Origin of the sequence: Pseudomonas sp. MAG733B (genome assembly GCF_036884845.1) — a bacterium.
In the GTDB taxonomy this organism is placed as follows: Bacteria; Pseudomonadota; Gammaproteobacteria; order Pseudomonadales; family Pseudomonadaceae; genus Aquipseudomonas.
The window spans coordinates 1,509,606-1,526,911 of sequence record NZ_CP145732.1 but is presented as its reverse complement, the minus strand read 5'-3'; the positions used below and the strand labels follow the sequence as shown (position 1 = coordinate 1,526,911).

The following is a 17,306-nucleotide window of genomic DNA, read 5'->3' as shown; positions in this document are numbered from 1 at the left end:
CAACTAAATAATCAACCCAAGTTCTTTTGCCCGCGCCACCGCCTGGGTCCTGCGCTCTACACCTAACTTCCCATTTATACGTCGCGCATGGGTTTTTACGGTATGTAGCGATATGAACAACAGGTCAGCAATCTGTTGATTGGAGTTGCCCTTGGCGATCTGGCTTAGCACCTCCAACTCACGTCCGCTCAATGGATTGCTGTCCAGAGCCGCCGCAGGCTCTTCATCATTCACTCCCAGGCGACTGAGCAACGTCGGCTGACGCAAGCGCAATTCGTTCAAGGCCTGTTGCAATTGGCAACGCCTTACCAAGGCGAGACCAGCCTGCAAAGCCGACCTCGCCACGTCAGGCTCACCAGTCAGGTCCGCCACTTCGCAGATGACCAGTTGCAGTTCCGCTTCCAACGCCAGCAGCCCATGCTGTTGCGCTTGATCGAGCAACAGCTTGAGCCGCTCCAAGGGCTGCTTCGTCAGTTGCAGATGGGTTTCGGCGAGCACCAGCAAGTACTCGATCCGCACGATCAGCCCCACGGTAGCGGGAGGTGCCTGTCGAGCGTGAGGCCCGCGGTAATGGCGCAATACGCGAGTCAGAGCTTCATGGGCCAGGTGTTGCCGGCCTTGCTGCAGCCAGAAATGACTGCTGATTTGCAGCAACACTCCGCGATACACCGTGTCGGGAATCTGCCGCTGCTGCATCAACCGCTCGGCATCGCGCAAGCGATCAAACGCATGGGCGTAATCGCGTTGATTGGCCGCCACCTGGGCCTGCCCGAGAAAGCCATACAACGCACGTTTGTCGTGACTGAGCAGGCAGTCCTGAAGACCGATGTGGAAGAATTCACCGGCCACTTCGTCTTGCCCCTGACACAGCGCCAAGCGCCCGCGCCGCAAGGCAATCCGCCCCAGCAGCGGCGTCGGACGATCCGCCTGTCGAGACAACAACTCATGAACATCGGCCAACAGGCTTTCGGCACGCCGGGGAGCGCCGCGTTGCTCCAGTAATTGCGCGTGATCCAGTTCGAGCAAGCCTTCGAACAGCAACGAACCTTGCGCACGCGCCAGGCACAGTGCGTCACGGTTGAGCGCCTGCGCGACATCGAGCTCGGCATTGAGCAGCGCCTGTTGGGTCAACCCGGACAGGCACAACAAGCGCGCTGGCCAGGCGTCCGCGTCCAGCTCGGCCAGTGCCTCGACAAAGTGCCCGCGCGCCGCCGCCATGCGCCCCTGTAAATGCAGCAGCCAGCCTTGCTGCGCCTGCCAACGCGCCAGCAGTTGCCGCTGTAAAGATGCCGTCGGCTGCGGCGCGAACCGCGTCATTTGCTCGATGCACTCCGCCGCCTGATCGAAGCGCCCGGCAAACAATAACGCCGCCGTGATGAGCCCGACCAATTGCGGCGACCCGAGGGTCAACTCCTGGCCCTGGCGCTCGTGCAGGTTCAACAGCAGGCGCACATTCTCGCGTCGGAACAGATGCTCAAAACTGAAGTGCTGCAACAAACTCACCGCGGCTTCGAACTCTTCGGCCAGCAGCGCCTGTTCGAATGCTCCCTGCCAGTCTTCCTCGGCGCAGAACCATTGGCACGCGCGGCGATGCCAGGAACGACCGGCCGAACCCTGTTCGTCACGCATCGCACGGGCCAGGGGAACGTAGACGCGCAGCCAGTCGACAGAGTCTTCCCACGGCTCGATGAAACAGCCCATGTCCTGCAAAGTCTGCAACCCTTTTGCGCCTTCACCGGCGCCGAACAGATGCTCGCACAGGCGGGCATTGAATCGCGGCAAATGGGCGAGCACCTGCCAGGTTTCCACCAGCTCGGGGGGCAAGGTGTTGAACAGTTCATGCTGCAAGTAATCGAGCAGCGTCGCCGAGCGTTCCAGCTTGTCCTGACCGGCAGCCCACTGGCAGCCGTCGAGCAAGGCAATGCGCACACCGGCGCACCAACCGCCGCTACGCTGAATCACTCGCCTGGCGATGCTTGTCACGCGCGACGGCTCGACATGGCCGAGCATCTGCTCGACGTCACGTTCGGTAAACGTCAAAGCATGCCCGTCGTACTCGTACAACTCGTCATCGAGCAACAGGCGGGGCCAGTTGCAGGAGGGTCGTCGACGCGAGCCCAGCCACCAATTCAACACCGGACTTCTGACAGCCAGTAAACGATCCAGTAAGCGGTCGAGCTCAGGATTGGCAACGCGGCAGTAGTCATCGATAAACAGCCAGGTCGGTGTCTGCAACCGGGCCAGGTAATCCAGTAAGGCAGGCTCGTCCTTTGTTCCGAGCCCCAGCACCTGCGCCAACCGCTGCAACAAATCGGCAGCACTCAACGGCTCGCCCGCCAGCGGCAGCCAATACACACGACAATGCGTCGGCGCACGCAACAGGCACTCGGTGAGCAGCGCACTCTTGCCGCTGCCGGGCGGTGCACAGAGCAATTTCACCCGCGCCGTCGAGGCCAGCAAAGGCTCGACCAGTCGCTCGCGGGGCTGATGATGGGAAGACAAGCGAGGCAGAAGTCCAGGACGGTCCAGACACGTCGTCATGGCAGTCATAGTGATGCGCCTTGTTATAGTTGTGGCGCCACCCTAGCCCCCTCCCGAGCGCTTGTTGAAGAAGTATTCAGCAGACTGATTTGCAGCCATAAAAAAGGTGACCACGAAGTCACCTTTTTGTGTAGGAGCCTGTAGGACGATTACCTCACACCCGTACTCCGCAGTGCCGCTGGCGTGTAGTCCCCGGCTTTTGCCGCGATGTTGAATTCGAAGCTGCGTTTCTCCTCGTTCTTCATCCCGAGGGCGATGTAGCGACCGGCAATCAGGTCATACAGCGCTTCGACGGTATAGGCCGGCACCTGATGATCGTAGTAGAACTGCGCATGCCCTTCGGCCACCCGCCAGAGTTGACCGCGACCGTCATAGTGATCGGCCAGCGCCACCTGCCAGGTGTCTTCGTCGATGTACATGTGGCGCTTGGCGTAAACGTGCCGCTCATTGGGCTTGACCGTGGCCACCACTTCCCAGACCCGGTGCAATTCATAGCGGGTCAGGTCCTGATTGATGTGACCGGCCTTGATCACATCGGTGTATTTCAGGTCAGGCGAGTCGAGTTTGTAGCTGTTGTACGGAATGTACATTTCCTTCTTGCCGATCAGCTTCCAGTCGTAGCGGTCCGGGGCGCCGGAAAACATGTCGAAGTTGTCGGTGGTGCGCAATCCATCGGACGAGGTGCCCACACCGTCATACGCCACTTGCGGTGCACGTCGCACGCGCCGCTGTCCGGCGTTGTAGATCCACGCCTTGCGCGGTTCCTGGACCTGATCGAGGGTTTCGTGAACCAGCAGCACGTTGCCCGCCAACCGCGCCGGCGCGGTCACTTCCTGTTTGAAATAGTTGAGCACGTTGTCATCGCTGCCCGGTTTCAAATCCCCCAGCAGCGACGGCACGGCCACTTCGTCCTTGAAGCGGATAACGGTGAAGTCACCGTTGGATTGTGGTGTTGCCTGGGTAATGGTGCGACGCAAATTGCCGCCGTGATAACGGGTGATGTGGTTCCAGATCACCTCGACGCCGTTCTTCGGAATCGGGAAGGCGTAATAGCGATTGCCGGTGAAATTGGCCAGGCCGTTACCATCGTTGGTCGGCGTTACGTTAAGCGCACTGCGCTTGGCCGCCTCATAAACTTCCGGCGGCAGCGCTGCCGTGCGATGACTTGGATAGACCGGAATCTTGTAGGTTTCGGGATAGCGCTTGAACATCGCGATCTGCCCGTCGGACAGCTTGTCCTTGTGCTTGTCGACCGTCGCCGCGGTGATGGTGAACAGCGGTTTTTCATTGGCGAACGGATCGGCGAGGAAACCCTTGCTGTCCACCGCGCCAGCGTTTTTCGGAATGCCGCCGGTCCACGGCGGAATCGAGCCATCTGCATTACCGGCCTTCTCGCCCCCCAGCGGCGTGAGCGTGGTGCCGAGCTTGTTCGCTTCTTCCGGAGACACCGCTGCCATCACATTGACGGCCAGCACGCTCAAGGCCAGGGCGGTGCCCAATTGCAGAATCATCTTGCGCATTGAATTCATCCTTTTCAGCCAGATCAGAAGTTCACGCCAAAGCTCAGCGCCACGAAGTCGCGGTCTTCGAGCACGTTGTAGTCACCACCGAAGAAATCGGTGTAACTGAGGCTTGCGGTGTAGGTGTTGCGGTAGTCCGCATCGACGCCGAGGCTGACGGCCTTGGCGCCCTCGTTGAACAACCCGTTGGGGCCGTAACCGGCGACGTCGTGGGACCACGACAGGTTGGGTTTGAAGTTGATCCCGGCGATCACGTTGTTGTAATCGAGGATCGCCCGGGCCCGATAACCCCACGAGGTCGAGGTCACGAAACCGTCGGTGTCACCACCGAAACCATACTGGCCGTACACCGAGTCGCGGCCGTAGCGCAGGTTGCTACGGGATTCCAGGCCACCGACATGCACCACCGCCGCTTCGCCCACCAGGGTCAGGCGATCTGCACCGGCAATCTGGTCGATGAAGTGCGTCAGGGTGCTCTGCACCTGCGTCACTTCCTTGCGCCGATAGCCTTTGTTGTCGGCGCCGGGTGAGGTGGCGATGGGCGATGCCGTGCCACCGGCGATAGGGTTGAGCATCGCCAGGGTCAGGTCGTTGGTGTTGACCTGCACCGGTAGATTCGGCCGATAGCTGATTTCGCCGGACCACGCCGTACCGGTGGACAACGTGGTGGCGAAACTCACGCCGTACAAGCGAATGTCTTCAGGGTATTCGAGGTAATACTGGCCGCGCCCGAGCATCACGCTTTGCGCCAGCCCCGAACCACTGCCAGGGGCAATGCCGTTGGCCGTGGTCACGATGCGCGGAATGGTCGCAAGCGTCGCAAGGCCGGCGGTTGTCGTGCCGACGTTCGGTGTGCGACTGTGGTAGTTCATGAAATACAGGCCGTACTCGGTGTCGTCACCGAGCCAGCGCAGCGCCGTGCCCCACTGCCCGGAATCGCGGGCATCACGGTCGCCGCCACGGGGAACGACCACGCCTTCCTTGGTCACCTCAAAACCTTGTCCAAACGCAGCGGCTACCGGCTGCAACGGGGCAATGGCCGGGCTGGCGACGGTGTAACCCTTGTCGCATCCGTCCGCCACCACGTCGACCCCGAAGAAGGTACCGCAGTTGTCGACGACGGTCTGGTCCCACTCCAGCTGATAGAAACCTTCCACCGTCAACTTGTCCGTCAGGCCTTGGGAAGCAAACAACATGTTGACCGGAATCAGCCCTTCCTTGATCTCGGCGCCCGGACGACGGAAAGCGGAAACGTCCACCGGGTTGATGCTGTTGATCGAGTTGCCGATGAAAGTACTTTCGCCCCAACTGACCACCTGTTTACCCGCACGCACAGTGCCCGGCAGATCGGCGATGGAATAGTTGTGATAGACGAACGCATCGAGGATTTGCCCACCTGACGACTTGGAACCCTCTTTGCGATTGTGATCACTGATCGGCTTGAACGGCCGGTCTTCGTCCTTGAGCTCAAAGTCGTACCAGTACTTGCCGCGCACGAACACACCGGTATCGCCGTACTTCAGTTCGAGGTCGTGGATACCTTTGAAAATCTTCGAAAAGGTTTCGCCTTTCTTGAAATTCTGCCGCCCGTCGTCGCCGGTCGACGCCTGCCCGCTACCACCGTTGACCGTGCCCACCAGGGCATCGTCCGCATCGCGCATGCCCCAACTCGCGCCGACCGACAGCGAAGAGTCGAACGTCCCTTCGATTTCCCCGATGTTGAATGAAACAGCCTGCGCCTGGGCACAACAGCCCAAGGCAACCGCAGCGGCCAGCGCCTGCGGTGTGAAGATGGCGCGCATTGTTGTTTTTGTCATGCGTCTTCCCCGGTGAGTGACAGAAGGCCTCACCCTACTGCCGCGAACCTGGGGCGATAAGCGCACCAAGGAGGTATTCGTGGTGTACCTCTAAAGGATGACTGGCCCTTTGGCATGGGCGATTGCACCGTGCATAGATTCTCTGGATGTGGCGGCATAAGTCGAAATCATGGGCTACGCTGGGGCACACACGACTGTTACGCAGGCGGTAACGGTGCATGTCCGGAAACGCTGTTTTTCCTTTGCCGGCAAAGACTTATTCTTGCCGGGCTTCCACGGAAAACAGCCGGAAAGCGCGAAGCGACTACAGGTGATCCAACCTTCGCCATTCGCAACAGATTTCAGGTGAGTTGAAGCGTTTCGACTCATCGCCCCGTGTACACCGACGTTGATTTGTAGCTCCTGGATCCAACGTCTTGCTTTGGCCGCTGCGTTTGCAGCGGCCTTTTTTTGGGCGATGTTTTTAGCTTCAGTCTGTTTCACTTGATGTTTAAAGCAAGTCCTACAAGACACTACCTGTAACTGCGTAAGAAATATCTTTTTGCGCTGAGGACAATATCGGCTTTATCCCCGCCTTAGCGCAACACCCTTCAAATTCTCACGCAAAAGATCACAAATCTCTCAGACCCATCTCTACCATTTTCGCGGTAACTTTAAATAGCACGAAAGCACAACAGCAAAGCTTAACTCTCAAACAGCGTGCAAATTCACAAGGATATGAATATGCAGAAGCTACCTGGACCACCACGTCCCAATTCATCAAGACCCGGTTACCTGGAAATTGATGGCTATATCGATATAAGAGACGTTGCGCCTGACAACATCATTATCCCACCTAAAGGATCAAGTCATCTTAGAAATGGTCCATTTGGAATTAATCGAGCAGAAAGCTTCGTTCAAAATCGGGCAACGATCGTACGGACAATCAACGAACTCGAACAAGCCTATCAAGTTAGGAGTAGCCAACTATCCCAAACCCTAGAGGCGGATCTGGCTGCGGTAAGATCAGAGGGCCCTAATGATCCAGTTGCGCCATTGCCGTCACTAGTCCGTGAACTAAGAGTGCTAAATACTCTTCACCAACGAAAAACCGCCGAACTCCATAGCAAAACTGCGATGGCGAATGCCTTTTATGGGGGAGATCCATTCAACTGGAATATTCACGATTTCATGTTGAAAGCCACAAAAAGGGAGTATTGGCCGGGACCGAACGGCATCGCCATGCAGGCCCTGAATCAATCACTCAGAGCCGCAATCGATGCCAGACTGCTGAATCAAACCTTGCAATCGCTCCAACAGCGAACCATCAGCCTTCAACACACCTTCAGTGTCATGCAAGCTGATGAACAGGCGCGATTGGCAACTGAACAGGCAGCACTACGTATTGCCGCTGAGCAGGCACGTATCAGGGCGGAAGCTGAAGCGCTGGTACATGCTCAAGAGCAGGCGCGATTAGCCGCATTGGCAGACGCCGAGCGAGTGGCCGCCGAACAAGCCCGGATTGCCGCGGAGGCCGCCGCTCAGTACTTCGCGGCTGAACAGGCTCGCCTCGAAGCCGAGGCAGAGGTTCAACGACAAGCTGAACAACTGCGCCTCGAAAATGAACGGCAAGCAGAAGAACAAGCGCTTCGTGAGGCAATGGAATCGTCGAATTCCGTTCAAGGCCCGTTTGCCATATCGGGCGCGGCGGCGGCAAGTGGTCCGGTGTTCACTTTGGCAACGGGGCGCCTCGCAACCAATACAGCCACGACTTTGGCCATCAGAACTTCCCTGCAAACCGGAGCAACCGCTGTGATGACCGCAGCGGCGACATCAGCGAGCGTGGTCCTTGTCGGATTCGCGGCACTGCTGTTTCCCTCGCCATTGGGTGACGGCGAAAGCCGTCAATTGAACGTCCCACTTCGGGATCTGGTGCCCGACGATATGCATGCCTGGTCCCTCTCGCTGGAGGAATACGAGCCCGATAATCTCCACGCTTTGAGCATTCCACTTTCGGATCTCACATTTGGTGAGTTCCATGATTTACATGCCATTGCTGAGGCCAATGGAGAAATCGAACTGCCAGTCGCCATCGGCTCCAAATCTGTGGGTAATACAACGGAATTCTTCGTCGCTGCCACCAATGGCATTTCGGTGTCGGGCAAAGTCCCTGTTCGGCTCGCCACATACGATCCAAACCTCAACCTTTACACCGCTTACAATCCAGACGCCCCGTCGATTGGCATGACATGGACGCCGATAGTCAGGCCCAGCAACGCGTCAACCTACTTCCCGGCAAGCGCGCCGAACACTGCCGTTTATGACGGCACTACCCTAACAGCCCTTGAAGGGAGGACTGATTCATTTCCGGAGCTGGACCTTTACAGCTTTGGTGGCTTCATTACTGTTTTTCCGGCGGAATCGGGAATTCCTCCGACCTTCACGATGTTCCGGGATCGGCGGGGTGAGCCCGGTGTTGCCAGCGGGTATGGGGAACCAATATCGGGCATTTGGTTGGGACCAGCCTCGCAAGGTGATGGTGCGGTGATCCCCAATCAAATTGCGGATAAACTCAGAGGACGAGACTTTCCGAATTTTAGAGCATTTAGAGAGGCACTCTGGAAAGCTGCTGCTAACGACCCTGAATTATCCAAACAATTTAGCGCTAACAACATCGAGGAGATGAAACACGGAAGGGCCCCTTTTTCACGTAAAAACGATAGAGTGGGTGGACAAGTAAAGTTTGAGATGCATCATGTGAATCACATTTCTAAAGGCGGTGAGGTCTACGACATCGACAACATTCGAGTTGTCACTCCAAAACGACACTCCGAGCTACACAAAGGAGGAAAATAACATGAGTAATTCCAACATCTCCAACTATACCGAAAGCGAATTTCTTGAATTCCTTACTACAATCTGCGAATCGAAGTTTGCGACTGAAAAAGAACAAATAGATGCAGTACTTTTATTTGAAGAGCTGACGGAGCACCCAGACGGGTCTGACTTAATTTACTACGCTGACTCAGATGAAGATTCAACACCCGAAGCCATCATTATAAAAGTGTCCGCTTGGCGGGCTTCCAACGGAAAACCAGGTTTTAAAGAAGAAAAATAAAATAATGGAGCAGGTATCCATACCTGCTCCATTATTATTAAATCGAATACTTCTGCAAATTCCCCATCATCTCCTTCAACGCCTCAATATTGTCCTTCGGATGCGCCGCCCCTTCGAAGTCGCAGATCTGCTGCCAGTGTGCCGCCACATCTTCCGGGGAGAACCCCTCCCGAGGATCGAACCCGGCGCCGAGGCTGCGTTCCCAACGCACCTTGCCCATCCAGCCGCCGCCGACTTCGAACAGGCCAGAGGTTTCCTGGCAGTTTTCGCTGGCCAGGTACACCACCAGCGGGCTGACCAGTTCCGGTTTGAGTTGTTCGAAGACTTGCGGCGGGATAAGGCCTTCGGTCATGCGGGTGCCGCCGGTGGGGGCGATGGCGTTGACCAGGATGTTGTTCTTGCGGCCTTCGATGGCCAGTGTGCGGGTCAGGCCGTAGAGGCCGAGTTTGGCCATGCCGTAGTTGGACTGGCCGAAGTTGCCGTAGATGCCCGAGGTGGAGGCGGTGAAGATCACCCGGCCGTAGTTTTGCTCGCGCATGTGCGGCCAGGCGGCGCGGGTGACTTTGTAGGCGCCTTCGACGTGGACGCGGTAAACCAGGTCCCAGTCGGCGTCGTCCATTTTGTGGAAAGTCTTGTCACGCAAGATCCCGGCGTTGTTGACCACCACGTCGACTCGGCCGAAGGCGTCGAGGGCGTGCTGGACCAGTTTGTCGCCGTCGGTGACCGAGTCGTGGTTGGCCACGGCAGTGCCGCCGGCCTCGCGAATTTCCGCGACCACGCGATCCGCTGCCGAAGCGTTCGCGCCTTCGCCTTGAGCCGAGCCGCCGAGATCGTTGACCAGCACTTTCGCGCCCTGTTTGGCGAACAGCAGTGCGTGCGCCCGTCCCAGGCCGCCACCTGCACCGGTGATGATCACGACTTTATCTTCGAAGCGCACAGACTCGTTCATGTGGGGAAACTCCAGCAGGCCAGGGACATTGCCTTGGAGTTTCAGGCACGGCGCTGCGGGTCACAATGAACAGGGGGGAGGCTGAATGGTGTGCGATAAGGCTGGGGGATGATGAGCCCCAGCCCTCAGGAACAGGCCACCTTGAGCGGCGGCGACAGCAATTGATCGCGAAACGCCAGGTAATGCTTGAGCACCTGGCACGGCGCCTCGATCTGCGGGTAATGCCCGATGTCGCTTAGCAGGACCGCGTCCGGGTTGGGAATCAGCTCCCGGTAGCGCGCGACCATGTGTGCGCCGGAGATCGGGTCGACCTCGCCATCGATCACCCGCAGCGGCACTTCACCGCGCTGCATCGCGCTGACCCAACGCTCGCGCTGTGTGCGCCGCTCGGGAATGTAGGTGATTAGTTTGTGCATGATCCGTGGGCCGTGATTGCTTTCGATCAAGCTCCAGAAGTCATCCATCTGGCTTTCACTGGGACGGGTCTGTGGACCGAAGATCTGGCGGAAACTCTTCACCAGTCCATCACGGCTGAACGCGCGGCCGATCATCCAGCCCAAGGGACTGAGCAGCAGCTTTTGCATCAACACCGGACGATGGGTTTCGGGGAACAGGCCGCCGTTGAGGAACACACAGCTGGCGAGATTGATCTGTGATTCGTAATGCCGGGCCAAGAGTTCCTGAGCCACGCTGTCGCCATAATCGTGGGCCAGCACATGCAGCGGTTGTTCGACACCCAGGTAAGCCAACAGCGCCTGTTGCAGATCAGCCTGCTTGAGCAAGCTGTAGTCGTGGTTCACCGGTTTGGCCGAGTCGCCGAAACCGAGCATGTCGCAGGCGATCACGCGATAGCGCTGAGCCAGCGGCTGCCACAGGTAATGCCAGTCCCAACTGGCGCTGGGAAAGCCATGAATGAGCAGCAGCGGTTCACCCTGCCCCGCCGCCCAATAACGAATGGGCTGGCCGCGGAAGACGAATGTCTGGCTGCGTTTGCGCCAGACCGACAGGGGAATCTCGGCGAGTGCCATTAGAGTTTGTATCCCGGGTCTTGTTTATCGAGTTTGCGCAGCAACGCCGGCCACGCCAGCGCTCCGCCCATGCCTTGAGCACTTTTTGTGACACCGGCGATCATCGCCTTGGCTCCCGCCAGAATCTGCGGTTCGATGGCGATCAGTTCGGCGCCGCCGGTCTGCGCCATGACCTGGATATCGCAGGCGCGCTGGAAGGTGAACATCATCAGGAACGTGTCGGCAATGCTGCTGCCGCAGGTCAGCAGACCGTGGTTGTGCAGCATCAGGAAATTGTTCTCGCCGAGGTCGGCTTGCAGTCGCGCTTTCTCTTCGTGGTTGAGCGCAACGCCTTCGTAAGCGTGATACGCCAGGCTGGAGAGGACGAACAACGACTGCTGGCTGATCGGCAAAATCCCTTGTTTCTGCGCCGACACCGCGACGCCGGATGCGGTGTGGGTGTGCAGCACGCAGACGACATCGTGACGGACTTCGTGCACCGCGCTGTGGATGGTGTAGCCCGCCGGGTTGATCTCGTAAGGGCTGTCCATCAGCTTGTTGCCGGCCTGATCGACCTTGACCAGGCTCGACGCGGTGATCTCGTGGAACATCATGCCGAACGGATTGATCAGGAAGTCTTCGGTGCCCGGAACTTTGGCGGAGATGTGGGTGAAAATCAGATCATCCCAGCCATGCTGGGCCACCAGGCGATAACAGGCCGCGAGGTCGACGCGGGCCTGCCATTCGGCGGGGCTGACCAGGTCTTTGACACTCTGGGGCGATTGGACGGGGGCTACGCTCACGGCTAGGAACCTCTGGTTTTTATTATGGAGTGTTTCCAATGACTACCGAGTCTAGTCAGCCATCCGGGTTCGCGTAGTTGCATTGGCAGCCAGCTTGATGGCCGAACGAGTCAGCGGGCAAGGAAGTTTGGATCCGTGTCAAATGGCCGCCGCCAGAGAAGGCACGGGGCGCGCATTCAGCCGCCCCGTCAGAACCATGACGAGCCCCGTTGCGGGTGCTCCAGGCAAATTGGTCAGCCGCGCAGAGCGCCGACCAGTTCCGCCAGCCAAGGCTCGGCATCGCCTTCCGGGTTCACGCTTTCGCTGGCGTCCAGACGCAGCATCGGCAGCACTTCGCGGATGCCCAGCTCACCGAACAACTCATGCATCAACTCGCCGCCACCGCAGAACGTATCGCCATAACTAGCATCACCCAGCGCGATCACCGCACCCGGCAAGCCACGCCAGGCAGCAGGCAACTGGTCGCGAATCGAGAAATACAGCGGCTGCAGATTATCCGGCAACTCGCCCATGCCCGTGGTCGAGGTTACTGCCAGAAAGGCTTCGGGACCGAAGGCCTGGATATCGGCAAGGCTTGCACGCGGGTTATACGAAGTTTCGAAACCGGCTTCCTTCAAAATGCTGGCGGCATGCCGGGCGACTTCTTCAGCCGTGCCGTACACCGAGCCGGAAATGATGGCGACTTTCATCAATCTGATCCTGAACCTGAGTAAAGGACCGGGATATTAACAGCACACTCCCGATTGTTCTTTTAGAATGCCCGAGACAACCAACAAGAAAGGGTTTCACCGATGATCAACGCAAAACTGCTGCAACTGGCCATCAACGCCTCCAACGACGGCATCGTGATTGCCGAAAAGGAAGGCGAGCAGGACAAGATCCTGATTTACGTAAATCCCGCATTCGAACGCCTGACCGGTTACACCAGCGAAGAAATCCTTTATCAGGATTGCCGTTTCCTGCAATCGGGCGATCGCGACCAAGACGTCCTGCCGAAAATTCGCGACGCATTGAACAGCGAAGGATCGTGCCGGGAAATCCTGCGTAACTACCGCAAGGACGGCACGCCCTTCTGGAATGAGCTGTCCCTTTCGACGGTAAAAAACCCGAGCGACGGCCAGGTTTATTTCATCGGCGTGCAGAAAGACGTGACCGTCCAGGTCAAGGCGCAGCAGCGTGTGGTGCAGCTTGAGGCGCAACTGGCTGAAGTTCAGGCCGAATTGGCCGCACTCAAGGCGACGAACGGCGCAAACAAATCAGCGAATTAATTGTCATTAACTACAATCACCAATGACTTTGTAACTATATCTTTCGAGTCTGCCATGCAACGCGACGCGCTCCTGACCCAGGATGAGCTGGATTTCATCCAGACCATGCAACATAACCCGCAGCTCAATGTGCGGGATGCGACGTCGAGTCTGCTCGTCAACGGTGGTTCGCAAATCCGTGATTTGCTCACGCGCCTCGCCGCCCATGAGCAAGTCACCATTCAAGCCAATTTCGAAAACCAGCAAATGACCTTCCCGCTGCACCTGGTGGAAGACGAGTTTCACGCGTTGCATTTGCGTCTTGGCGTTCCCAGCATCTATGAAGACGGGCCTCTGGTCCGGCCATGGCGACTGGTGCTCGACGAACCGGTTGCGCTGGAAAACGCCAAGGGCCAGCCCGGCACGATGTGGGTGCATGAAGTGTCGTTCAAGGGTGTTTTGCTGGAAGTTCGCAACAAGACCAAAGCGCCGAAGCATTTCGCGTTGTGGTTCAGCCCGTCAGGCTATGAGCGAATTGCGTTGCGTGGCACGTTCGAGAAAGAAACCGAGCAAGGCTTCTATGCCTATCAGTTGAGCCAGGACGACAAGGACGAAACCGAACGCCTGCGCCAGTACATCCTGCAACAGCATCGGCTGACCCACCCCTCCCTGCATCTCTGACATCAAGTATCGAGGTTGCCCGCCAGGAACTGTTTGAGTCGCTGGCGCATCACTTCGCCCTCATTTCCCAAGCACCCGATCGATGATCCGGCCAGGCTTTCCTCGGCCAGATCCGACGCATCGCCGGCCAGCAACACCGGACAATCCAGGCTCATCGCCAGGCGATTCAAACGCCGTGGAAGTTCAGGTGAAGGGACGTGATTGGAAAACAGCACCAGCGCCTGGGGCTTGATTCTTTCGCAGATCAGCGTCAATTCGTCGAACGGCTGGCCAATGGTAAACACGCGCACACCGGTTTGCCCGCTGCTCAGGAACAGGGCGGCAATCAGCAACTCAAGCTCCCGGCACTGACCTGCCAGGGCGCTGACGATCACGCGCCGTGGTTGCTTGTCACGGATCAACAGCAAGCGCTGCAGTACCCTTGATCGCAGAAAACCATCGAAGAACAACCACTCGCTCGTCCCGCCGAAAGACTCCTGCCGTTGCAGCATCTGCTTCCAGAGCGGGATCAGGATGTCCTGGAACACGACCGGCTGGGAGTAACTGGAAAAAATCTGCCCGTAGACCTGTTCCAGCGCCACATCGTCAAACGCACTCACCGCTGCCTGGACCTGCTGCTGCCATTGCGCATAGTCGGCTTGCACGAGGTTGTCTGGAATGATGTGGGACAGGGCCTCAAGCGGTGCGGCCTTGGCCAGTATCTTGCCGATCTTGCTGACCGCCACACCACGTTCGATCCAGTCGAGAATGCTGCGCACGCGTTCAATATCGGTCATCGAATACAGGCGATGCCCGCTTTCGGTGCGCGTTGGCACGATGAGCCCATAGCGGCGCTCCCATGCGCGAAGCGTGACCGGGTTGACGCCCGTCAGACGCGCCACTTCGCGAATGGGAAAGAGCTCCTCTCGGTCAAGAGAGCGCGTATGCGACACACCAGGAGCAACGTCAGTGAGGACAGGCATCTGGGAGGGCTACATCCATGTGTGAGTTGGATCCCATTCTAACTCGCCTGCCCCATCATGATTCAAGACATTGGTCGTTTCGAAGGCCGCAGACGTCGCTGCTGGAATCAGGAATAATCCTTGCTTGTCCCAAGGCGCAGCCCACCACCCCGGTGCTGCGCCTGGCGAAGCTCCTATCCGGAGCGACGCGTTTGTTTACGGAGATACATGATGTCTACCTCCCCCGTCACGCTGATGGTTGCGCGCCGTGTCGCCAATGGGCGTTATCAGGACCTGATCGCCTGGTTGCGCGAAGGCGAACAACTGGCCACGGATTTTCCCGGTTATCTCGGTTCAGGCGTGCTGGCACCGCCACCCGACGATGATGAATTCCAGATTATTTTCCGCTTCGCCGACGAGCACACCCTGCACGCCTGGGAGCACTCTGCCTCGCGTACTGCCTGGCTGGGACGCGGCAGCGATCTGTTTGCCCACCCCACGGAACATCGGGTCAGCGGCATCGAAGGCTGGTTCGGCGCCGCCGGACAACGCCCACCTCGCTGGAAACAGGCCGTGGCGATCTGGCTGGCGTTTTTCCCGGTGTCCCTGCTGTTCAATTTCGCCCTGGGGCCGTTGCTCGGCGAAATGGGCCTGCTGAGCCGGGTATTGATCAGCACTTTGTGCCTGACGCCATTGATGGTTTATTTCTTCATTCCATTGTCGACCCGATTGCTGGCCAACTGGCTGAACACGGCGCCGACACGGCGCTTGCCTGCCGAGCCCACCACCCAAAACCAGTGATCAACCCCGTAGGAGCAAGGCTTGCCCGCGATAGGGACGCCGCGGTTCCGCGCCACGACCGCGTCATCGTTCATCGCGAGCAAGCATTGCTCCTACGGGATAGAGGTGTTCGCTTTACGTCGCTGGTATAGTTTTGCTCTTACCGCGATGCGAGCCGTTCATGACTTCTTCCGCAGCCCCCATCCTCATCACCGGTGCCGGCCAGCGTGTCGGCCTGCATTGTGCGCAGCGCCTGCTCGAAGACGGCCATCGCGTGATCTTCAGCTACCGCAGCGAACGCCCCGGCGTGCAAACCCTGCGGGATCTGGGGGCGACGGCGGTGTTTGCGGACTTTTCCAGCGAAGCCGGAATTTTCGCCTTCATCAGCGAACTGAAAACCCATACCGACAGCCTGCGGGCAATCGTCCATAACGCTTCCGAATGGCTGGCCGAAACCCCGGACACCGATGCCGAAGCGTTCACCCGCATGTTCAGCGTGCACATGCTCGCGCCCTACCTGATCAACCTGCATTGCGCCGACTTGCTGCAACGCTCAAGCCCTGCCGACATCGTGCACATCAGCGATGACGTAACCCGCAAGGGCAGCAGCAAGCACATCGGTTATTGCGCCAGCAAAGCCGGGCTCGACAGCCTGACCCTGTCTTTCGCCGCCAAATACGCGCCAACCATCAAGGTCAACGCAATTGCGCCGGCCCTGCTACTGTTCAATCCTGACGACGACGCAGCCTACCGCGCCAAGGCATTGGCCAAGTCCGCGCTGGGCATCGAACCCGGCAGCGAAGTGATCTATCACAGCCTGCGCTATTTGCTCGACAACCCTTATGTCACCGGCACGACCCTGACCGTCAACGGCGGAAGGCACATCAAATAAGTGTCCCGCGAGGATCTTCCATGACGCAATCCCTGCACCAGAACGCCCTGTCCCAGAGCTATCGCGAGATCCTCATCGGCCTCGGTGAAAACCCCGATCGCGAAGGCCTGCGAGACACCCCGGTGCGTGCGGCCAAGGCCATGCAGTACCTTTGTCATGGCTACGAGCAAAGTGTCGAAGAGATCGTCAACGGCGCGCTGTTCGCCTCCGACAACGATGAAATGGTGATCGTCGACAACATCGAGCTCTATTCGCTTTGCGAACATCACATGCTGCCCTTCATCGGCAAGGCGCATGTGGCTTATATTCCAACAGGCAAAGTGCTGGGCCTATCGAAGATTGCGCGGCTGGTGGACATGTTCGCCCGTCGCCTGCAAATCCAGGAAAACCTCACCCGGCAAATCGCCGAGGCGGTGCAGCAAGTCACCGGCGCGGCGGGTGTCGCCGTTGTCATCGAAGCCAGGCACATGTGCATGATGATGCGCGGCGTCGAGAAACAGAATTCGACCATGAACACCTCGGTGATGCTCGGTGCGTTCCGCGAGTCGAGCAACACCCGTCAGGAGTTCCTGCAATTGATTGGACGGAGCAAGTAGTAATGCCACAACTTCAACCAGGCATGGCACGCATCCGGGTCAAGGACCTGTGCCTGCGCACCTACATCGGTATCAACGAGGATGAAATCCTCAACAAGCAGGATGTGTTGATCAACCTGACCATCCTCTATGCGGCCCAGGAAGCGGTGCGTGACAACGATATCGATCACGCGCTGAATTACCGGACCATCACCAAGGCGATCATCGCTCACGTCGAGGGCAACCGCTTTGCCCTGCTCGAACGCCTGACCCAGGAAATTCTCGATCTGGTCATGGCCAACAAGTCGGTGCTGTACGCCGAGGTCGAAGTCGACAAGCCTCATGCCCTGCGATTTGCCGAGTCGGTGTCGATTACGCTGGCGGCGAGCCGCTGAGCGCGTCTGGCGCATTGCCCGTCAGACTCTTATCATCCGCGCACGATTGAGTCACACAGAG

General features: G+C 58.3%; 16 protein-coding genes. 8 read left to right on the top strand and 8 right to left on the bottom strand.

All coding sequences use genetic code 11. The annotated features are described in order from the left end of the window. Nucleotides 1-3: 3 nt before the first annotated feature. The 3 genes from V6Z53_RS06880 to V6Z53_RS06870 all read right to left on the bottom strand — a co-directional run bounded on the left by V6Z53_RS06880 (nt 4) and on the right by V6Z53_RS06870 (nt 5,878). Nucleotides 4-2,550, bottom strand: a complete 2,547-nt coding sequence (locus tag V6Z53_RS06880) for a LuxR C-terminal-related transcriptional regulator (protein ID WP_338584781.1) — start codon at nt 2,548-2,550, stop codon at nt 4-6. Nucleotides 2,551-2,690: 140 nt separating this feature from the next. After that, nucleotides 2,691-4,061, bottom strand: a complete 1,371-nt coding sequence (locus V6Z53_RS06875; RefSeq protein WP_338584780.1) for a DUF1329 domain-containing protein — start codon at nt 4,059-4,061, stop codon at nt 2,691-2,693. Nucleotides 4,062-4,084: 23 nt separating this feature from the next. After that, a complete protein-coding gene (locus tag V6Z53_RS06870) occupies nt 4,085-5,878 on the bottom strand; it encodes a DUF1302 domain-containing protein (RefSeq protein WP_338584778.1) in 1,794 nt (597 codons plus the stop codon). Between the two features lie 723 nt (nt 5,879-6,601). Here V6Z53_RS06870 and V6Z53_RS06865 point away from each other — a divergent pair. Further along, on the top strand, nt 6,602-8,713 hold the full coding sequence (locus V6Z53_RS06865; protein ID WP_338584777.1) for an S-type pyocin domain-containing protein: 2,112 nt from the start codon (nt 6,602-6,604) through the stop codon (nt 8,711-8,713). Nucleotide 8,714: 1 nt separating this feature from the next. Then, on the top strand, nt 8,715-8,975 hold the full coding sequence (locus V6Z53_RS06860) for a bacteriocin immunity protein (RefSeq protein ID WP_338584776.1): 261 nt from the start codon (nt 8,715-8,717) through the stop codon (nt 8,973-8,975). Between the two features lie 37 nt (nt 8,976-9,012). Here the strand turns inward: V6Z53_RS06860 and V6Z53_RS06855 are convergent, their stop codons facing one another. The 4 genes from V6Z53_RS06855 to V6Z53_RS06840 all read right to left on the bottom strand — a co-directional run bounded on the left by V6Z53_RS06855 (nt 9,013) and on the right by V6Z53_RS06840 (nt 12,423). Continuing rightward, complete coding sequence (locus tag V6Z53_RS06855) at nt 9,013-9,924, bottom strand: SDR family oxidoreductase (RefSeq protein ID WP_338584775.1); 912 nt, start codon at nt 9,922-9,924, stop codon at nt 9,013-9,015. A 125-nt stretch (nt 9,925-10,049) separates the two neighbouring features. Next, complete coding sequence (locus V6Z53_RS06850) at nt 10,050-10,952, bottom strand: alpha/beta hydrolase (RefSeq protein WP_338584774.1); 903 nt, start codon at nt 10,950-10,952, stop codon at nt 10,050-10,052. Beyond that, entirely contained in the window at nt 10,952-11,734 is a 783-nt protein-coding gene (locus V6Z53_RS06845; RefSeq protein ID WP_338584773.1) for a class II aldolase/adducin family protein, read from the bottom strand. Before V6Z53_RS06845 ends, V6Z53_RS06850 begins: the two co-directional genes overlap by 1 nt. Nucleotides 11,735-11,967: 233 nt before the next feature. After that, nucleotides 11,968-12,423, bottom strand: a complete 456-nt coding sequence (locus tag V6Z53_RS06840; RefSeq protein WP_338584772.1) for a flavodoxin — start codon at nt 12,421-12,423, stop codon at nt 11,968-11,970. Nucleotides 12,424-12,525: 102 nt separating this feature from the next. Here V6Z53_RS06840 and V6Z53_RS06835 point away from each other — a divergent pair, with 102 nt between their 5' ends. Beyond that, nucleotides 12,526-13,002, top strand: a complete 477-nt coding sequence (locus tag V6Z53_RS06835) for a PAS domain-containing protein (protein ID WP_338584770.1) — start codon at nt 12,526-12,528, stop codon at nt 13,000-13,002. A 54-nt stretch (nt 13,003-13,056) separates the two neighbouring features. Further along, entirely contained in the window at nt 13,057-13,662 is a 606-nt protein-coding gene (locus V6Z53_RS06830) for a hypothetical protein (protein ID WP_338584768.1), read from the top strand. A 2-nt stretch (nt 13,663-13,664) separates the two neighbouring features. On the opposite strand, the gene V6Z53_RS06825 is transcribed toward V6Z53_RS06830, so the two are convergent. Continuing rightward, nucleotides 13,665-14,624 carry a MerR family transcriptional regulator gene (locus V6Z53_RS06825; protein ID WP_338584767.1) on the bottom strand — a complete coding sequence of 320 codons (960 nt, stop codon included), beginning with the start codon at nt 14,622-14,624 and terminating at the stop codon, nt 13,665-13,667. Between the two features lie 210 nt (nt 14,625-14,834). Between V6Z53_RS06825 and V6Z53_RS06820 the strand changes: the two genes are divergently transcribed. From V6Z53_RS06820 to folX, 4 genes are all read left to right on the top strand, one after another. Then, on the top strand, nt 14,835-15,404 hold the full coding sequence (locus tag V6Z53_RS06820) for an antibiotic biosynthesis monooxygenase (RefSeq protein WP_338584765.1): 570 nt from the start codon (nt 14,835-14,837) through the stop codon (nt 15,402-15,404). A gap of 160 nt (nt 15,405-15,564) precedes the next feature. Next, nucleotides 15,565-16,275, top strand: coding sequence for a dihydromonapterin reductase (folM, locus tag V6Z53_RS06815; RefSeq protein ID WP_338584763.1), 711 nt, complete (start codon nt 15,565-15,567; stop codon nt 16,273-16,275). Nucleotides 16,276-16,295: 20 nt separating this feature from the next. Continuing rightward, on the top strand, nt 16,296-16,871 hold the full coding sequence (gene folE / locus V6Z53_RS06810) for a GTP cyclohydrolase I FolE (RefSeq protein ID WP_338584762.1): 576 nt from the start codon (nt 16,296-16,298) through the stop codon (nt 16,869-16,871). 2 nt (nt 16,872-16,873) lie between these two features. Then, the gene (gene folX / locus V6Z53_RS06805) at nt 16,874-17,245 is read left to right on the top strand and encodes a dihydroneopterin triphosphate 2'-epimerase (protein ID WP_338584760.1); all 372 of its coding nucleotides are present in this window, start codon (nt 16,874-16,876) and stop codon (nt 17,243-17,245) included. Nucleotides 17,246-17,306 lie beyond the last annotated feature (61 nt).

Coding starts and splice junctions, on each gene's coding strand:
- V6Z53_RS06855 (WP_338584775.1), bottom strand. CDS start 9,924: ATGAACGAGTCTGTGCGCTTCGAAGATAAAGTCGTGATCATCACCGGT.
- V6Z53_RS06880 (WP_338584781.1), bottom strand. CDS start 2,550: ATGACTGCCATGACGACGTGTCTGGACCGTCCTGGACTTCTGCCTCGC.
- V6Z53_RS06850 (WP_338584774.1), bottom strand. CDS start 10,952: ATGGCACTCGCCGAGATTCCCCTGTCGGTCTGGCGCAAACGCAGCCAG.
- V6Z53_RS06825 (WP_338584767.1), bottom strand. CDS start 14,624: ATGCCTGTCCTCACTGACGTTGCTCCTGGTGTGTCGCATACGCGCTCT.
- V6Z53_RS06870 (WP_338584778.1), bottom strand. CDS start 5,878: ATGACAAAAACAACAATGCGCGCCATCTTCACACCGCAGGCGCTGGCC.
- V6Z53_RS06865 (WP_338584777.1), top strand. CDS start 6,602: ATGCAGAAGCTACCTGGACCACCACGTCCCAATTCATCAAGACCCGGT.
- V6Z53_RS06830 (WP_338584768.1), top strand. CDS start 13,057: ATGCAACGCGACGCGCTCCTGACCCAGGATGAGCTGGATTTCATCCAG.
- V6Z53_RS06840 (WP_338584772.1), bottom strand. CDS start 12,423: ATGAAAGTCGCCATCATTTCCGGCTCGGTGTACGGCACGGCTGAAGAA.
- V6Z53_RS06835 (WP_338584770.1), top strand. CDS start 12,526: ATGATCAACGCAAAACTGCTGCAACTGGCCATCAACGCCTCCAACGAC.
- V6Z53_RS06860 (WP_338584776.1), top strand. CDS start 8,715: ATGAGTAATTCCAACATCTCCAACTATACCGAAAGCGAATTTCTTGAA.
- folE (WP_338584762.1), top strand. CDS start 16,296: ATGACGCAATCCCTGCACCAGAACGCCCTGTCCCAGAGCTATCGCGAG.
- V6Z53_RS06820 (WP_338584765.1), top strand. CDS start 14,835: ATGTCTACCTCCCCCGTCACGCTGATGGTTGCGCGCCGTGTCGCCAAT.
- folX (WP_338584760.1), top strand. CDS start 16,874: ATGCCACAACTTCAACCAGGCATGGCACGCATCCGGGTCAAGGACCTG.
- V6Z53_RS06875 (WP_338584780.1), bottom strand. CDS start 4,061: ATGCGCAAGATGATTCTGCAATTGGGCACCGCCCTGGCCTTGAGCGTG.
- folM (WP_338584763.1), top strand. CDS start 15,565: ATGACTTCTTCCGCAGCCCCCATCCTCATCACCGGTGCCGGCCAGCGT.